This window comes from Mesorhizobium sp. M5C.F.Ca.IN.020.29.1.1, assembly GCF_003997375.1.
Lineage (GTDB): Bacteria > Pseudomonadota > Alphaproteobacteria > Rhizobiales > Rhizobiaceae > Mesorhizobium > Mesorhizobium wenxiniae.
In genome coordinates this window covers 1-4614 of sequence record NZ_RZSW01000509.1, presented here as the reverse complement: position 1 = coordinate 4614, position 4614 = coordinate 1, and the positions used below count along the sequence as shown (strand labels likewise).

Below are 4614 nucleotides of genomic sequence, written 5' to 3'. Positions count from 1 at the left end.
ATGGTATGTTGCTTCTCTCTAAGGTTTTTGCCGGCTTCAATGGCGAAGGTGGCTCGGGCAACCGAACCGGCAGGAATTGGCCTGGTCCCAGGAGCGGGCCGGGCGGCCGGCCTCGGCAACCAGGATGGCGAACAACATGCCGAACAGGCTCATCAGCAGGCAGACGATGGTGAAGCGGCGGGCGAACATTGCGTGGTCTCCTTCAACACGCATGAGAATGCCCTGATGCAACTGAACCGGTTCTGATGCCGGCGTTCATCTGCGGTTCAAATTTATCGACGGAGTGTTGAGTGCCCGCCGCCACGGCGCGGTCCGGCCGCAGTCTTGCTGCCCCCCAAATCTTGGTGACAGGGACGAAGGATGCACAAAAATTGCTGTTAGCTAGGGCGCAGAAGGCGCGGCCCGTCCGATCGATCCGGTGTCTCAAACAGACGGCGCAAACAAAACGGGGCCGCGAAGGCCCCGTTTTCAATTTGTGGCAGTCAAAACGGTCAGAGCTTGTGCCAGGTCTGGCTCCTGCAAATCAGCCCGCCGAGCACGCAGCCGCTCATTTTGAGCGAAGCGCCAGAGACCGAGGCCTTGCCGGAATAGGTCTTGTCGGTCTCCGGGTCGGTTATGGTCCCGGTATATTTGTTGGCGCCGGACACCTTGAACGAACCAATGCGCTTGCCGGAAAATTTGCCTGATTTGAGCGTGATGGAGAATGCCCCGCCGCCGCCGGCTATGGCGGCGGTCGCGCCGGCCTGCGTTTTCCAGTTGCCCTCGATCGGATCGGCCCAAGCCGTGCCGGCCATGATCAATGTGGCCGCCAAGGCCATGCTGATGTTGCGAAACATGTTTGTCCTCCCTGTGGAAATCCGGCCGGATGTTCCGCCCGCCGGTCTGCCTTTTACGCAAACGTAAGCTAATTCACGTCCCGGCAAAACAAAAGCGGTGCCGCTGCGGAAGACTTCAGGATTTTCTGGTCGCCCGAAGCGGTCTCATCGATGTGAAACGTTCGCAACTCCGTCTTTGTCTCCCGTGGTTAGCGGAGTCTTGATCTTCGCCTCGCGAATTTTCGTCAAATTTAGTGCAAACCGGCGAAATTGCTGGCTTCGCATCCTTAACGAATTCTCGCGTTTACCTCTTGTTTTAGCTTTGTTTTCCTCAAATTAAGCACGCCACTTAACGACGGATTCAAGCCTCCGGTTCATTCTCGAAAACATCGAAAGAGCGGCCACCCCAAGGTTTATCAACAGATACCAAGGGACAGAACGAGGCAGCTCTCGGGAGCCTGACAGGGGCTAGAACAGGGGATTGAAATGGCACGTTTTGAAATGCCTGAAGCCGGCTTCGGCGCCATGGGGGCAACTGCCCAGGCCGACATTCTTTTCGAACTGGGCATGATGTATGCGACTGGCCGCGATTGCGAGACCGATGTCGTCGCCGCCCACAAATGGTTCAATATAGCTGCGATCAAGGGTTCGGTCCGCGCTGCGGAACTGCGCTCGGAATTGTCGGCCGCCATGTCGAAGGTCGAGATCGCCAGGGCTCTGCGCGAAGCCCGCGAATGGATGACAATGCACTAAGTTGGCCCTGAGTTCATCAGGCACTGAGATACCGACAGGGTCGCTTCAGGTCGAGGCCGCGCAAAACGGCCGGGCCGGCAAGAACAAGGCCGCGCAAGACGGTCGTGCCAACAATGACAAGAACGCGGCAGGCCGGATTCGGCCAGGCTGCGCCACGGACAGGGAAGGCGAGCGGTTTTCGGGCGCGTGAGCGTTCGGGATTGTTCGATCGACAAAGCCGCGACCGGCCGGAACAAGGCAGGCGCGGCTTTTGCGTTTTCTGACCATGATCCCAAAAAGTGGAAACCGGTTTTTGGAAAAGATCATGATCAAACAGAAAGGCTGCAGGCCCAATTGAGTGCCGCCGATGCGCCTAGACAGGCTTGGCGAAGGGTGAGATTCTCCCGGCCACTCTGGAAGAGCGCGGCCGGAGCGGCCCGCGCGAGAGTGGAGGAGTTGTGTCACCATGAAAAAGTTGGGTATTTTGAGCGCGGCCATAATCGGCCTGATGATGAGCGCGCCGGTTGCGTTCGCCGAAGACATCACCTTTTCGGTGGTCGGACCAATGACCGGACAGCTTGCCACCATCGGCGACCAGTTCAAGCAGGGCGCGCAAGCCGCCGCCGACGCGATCAACGCGGCTGGAGGTGTCGAAGGCCGCCAGATCAAGCTCGACGTACAGGATGACCAGTGCGATCCGAAACAGGCGGTTTCGGTCGCCAACCGCATCGTTGCCAACGGTGTCAAGTTCGTCGATGGGCATGCCTGCTCGGGCTCGAGCATTCCGGCCTCGGCCGTCTACGCCGAAGCCGGGACGCTGATGATGAGCCCGGCTTCGTCGAATCCAGAGCTGACCGACGCGGCCGCGAAAGCCGGCTGGCCGACGATCATGCGCCTTTATACGCGCGATGATGCGCAGGGCGCTTTCATCGGTCCATGGATCGCCAAGAAATATGCCGGCAAGAACGTCGTCATCATGCACGACAAGAGCGCCTATGGGCAGGGCGTCGCCGACGCCGTCAAGGCAACGATGAACCAGAACGGTCTCAAAGAGATCCTTTACGAGGGCATCAACGCCGGTGAAAAAGACTACGCGGCGCTTGTCACCAAGCTCAAGGACCTGAAGGCGGATGTAGTCTATTTCGGCGGCTACCACCCCGAAGCCGGCCTCATCCTGCGCCAGTCGGCGGAACAGAACCTGAAGTATCAGCTGATCATGCCGGACTCGATCGCCACGCCGGAATTCTGGCAGGTCGCCGGTCCGGCCGGCGAAGGCACCATGTTTGTCTTCCCGTCGGATCCGCAGGCGAAGCCCGAAGCGAAGGAAGCCATCGAAAAGATCAAGGCGGGCGGCTTCGTGCCCGAGGGCTTCACGCTGTTCTCCTATGCCGTGATCCAGGCCTTTGCCGAGGGTATCAGGCGCGCCGGCAGCGACGACCCGGCCAAGGTTGCCGAAGCGCTGAAGAATGGCGAGCCGATCAGCACCGTCGTCGGCCCGTCACTTTCGATGAAAAGGGCGACCTCAAGAACGTCAGCTACGACATCAACCAGTGGCACGACGGCAAATACGCGCCGATCCAGCCGTAATGGGTAATGCATGTCGCGCAAAAGTGCGCAGCGGTTTTGCGATAACGACATCCATAAAACAAGAACTAAAGCGCGTCGCATGAGACGCGCTTTAGCGCCTGGCGACAATCGGAGATGGCCGGGGCAGACCCGGCCATTTTCATTTTGGGCACGCGTTTGTGGCGCGTGTCTTCGACGCCGCCTCTTGGATGAAGGAACAGCGGTCAGACGTGGGCTTCCTCGGCAAAACGCACCAGCACGGTCCCGTCGGTGACTTGTGCGCCTTCCGCTGCGATCTCGGCGATGGTCCCGTCATGAGTCGCGGAAATCGTGTGCTCCATCTTCATCGCTTCCAGGATCAACAGCGGCTGACCCTTGATGACGGCCTCGCCTCTTGCCGCGCGCACCAGCTTGACCAGGCCAGGCATCGGCGCGCGCAGGCTGTCAGAGCCGGCAGCGATTTCGTCGGCCCTCGCCAGCGGGTCCGGCACCGCGAAGCTGTAGCCGATGGCGCCCGAAAAGACAGTGACATGGCCTGGCCAGCGGGCGAGGCGAGGGGCGGCGCGAAGATCGAGCGGACTGGCGCTGTCATAAGGTGCGTCCAGTGCCACTTGGAAGCGCTTGTCCGGCCGCACCGACACAAGCGCGACTATCTCATCATCGCCGTATCGTAGCCGCGTGCGCCGCGGAACAGTGTGGAAATGCGAATAACCGGCAAGCGACGACCACGGATCGTTGGACGGCGCCTGAGTCCCGGCGCCGGACGCCGCAAATGCGGCTGCGGCGACGATCTCGCTGCTCGGCGGCGGGACTGCGGTCAGCGCTTGCTGATGCCTGCCGATCAGGCCGGTATCGACATCGCCTGCCGAAAAGTCCGCATCAGCGGCAAGAGCAGCGAGAAAGGCGGTGTTGACAGTCGAGCCCGCGATCTCGGTCTGCGAAAGGGCTATGCCCAGCGCTTCGAGTGCCGCCTGCCTGCTCTTGCCGTGCACGATCAGCTTGGCGATCATTGGATCGTAGAAGGGCGAGATGGCATCGCCGGCCCGCACGCCGGTCTCGATCCGCATGCTGGCGCCCTCGGGCGCGGAATCCGGAAATTTCAGGTGATGCAACGTGCCCGTCGCCGGCAAAAAACCCTTTGCCGCGTCCTCGGCATAGATGCGCGCTTCGAAGGCATGGCCGGAGAACGTGATCTCGCTCTGCGTCTTCGGCAGCTTCTCGCCGGACGCTACCCGCAACTGCCATTCGACCAGGTCGATGCCTGTGACCATTTCGGTGACGGGGTGCTCGACCTGCAGGCGGGTGTTCATTTCCATGAACCAGAAGCGGTCGGCCTTCAGCCCTTGCGAGGCATCGACGATAAACTCAATCGTGCCGGCGCCGGAATAGTTGATCGCCTTGGCGGCCTTCACCGCTGCCTCCGTCATCGCCTTGCGCAATGCCGGCGTCATGCCGGGGGCAGGGGCTTCCTCGATCACCTTCTGGTGGCGGCGCTGCGCCG

Annotated in this window: 4 protein-coding genes and 1 pseudogene; 2 read left to right on the top strand and 3 right to left on the bottom strand. The window is 60.9% G+C overall.

Annotated features, from left to right (window positions below):
- Positions 1 to 36: 36 nt before the first annotated feature.
- Both EOA85_RS37775 and EOA85_RS28410 read right to left on the bottom strand, forming a co-directional pair.
- Complete coding sequence (locus EOA85_RS37775; protein ID WP_164759935.1) at positions 37 to 189, bottom strand: hypothetical protein; 153 nt, start codon at positions 187 to 189, stop codon at positions 37 to 39.
- Positions 190 to 491: 302 nt separating this feature from the next.
- Positions 492 to 836, bottom strand: coding sequence for a DUF2147 domain-containing protein (locus EOA85_RS28410; RefSeq protein ID WP_127211973.1), 345 nt, complete (start codon positions 834 to 836; stop codon positions 492 to 494).
- 465 nt (positions 837 to 1301) lie between these two features.
- Between EOA85_RS28410 and EOA85_RS28405 the strand changes: the two genes are divergently transcribed.
- A complete protein-coding gene (locus tag EOA85_RS28405) occupies positions 1302 to 1568 on the top strand; it encodes a sel1 repeat family protein (RefSeq protein ID WP_027152750.1) in 267 nt (88 codons plus the stop codon).
- Between the two features lie 445 nt (positions 1569 to 2013).
- Positions 2014 to 3134, top strand: a pseudogene (locus tag EOA85_RS28400) (branched-chain amino acid ABC transporter substrate-binding protein).
- Positions 3135 to 3337: 203 nt separating this feature from the next.
- Here EOA85_RS28400 and EOA85_RS28395 read toward each other — a convergent pair.
- Positions 3338 to 4614, bottom strand: a 1277-nt coding sequence (locus tag EOA85_RS28395; protein ID WP_348627938.1) for a biotin/lipoyl-containing protein, incomplete at its 5' end; no start/stop codon positions are given.

What these genes read in the sequence shown, in the direction of transcription:
- EOA85_RS37775 (WP_164759935.1), bottom strand. Translation starts at nt 189, where the DNA reads ATGTTCGCCCGCCGCTTCACCATCGTCTGCCTGCTGATGAGCCTGTTC.
- EOA85_RS28410 (WP_127211973.1), bottom strand. Translation starts at nt 836, where the DNA reads ATGTTTCGCAACATCAGCATGGCCTTGGCGGCCACATTGATCATGGCC.
- EOA85_RS28405 (WP_027152750.1), top strand. Translation starts at nt 1,302, where the DNA reads ATGGCACGTTTTGAAATGCCTGAAGCCGGCTTCGGCGCCATGGGGGCA.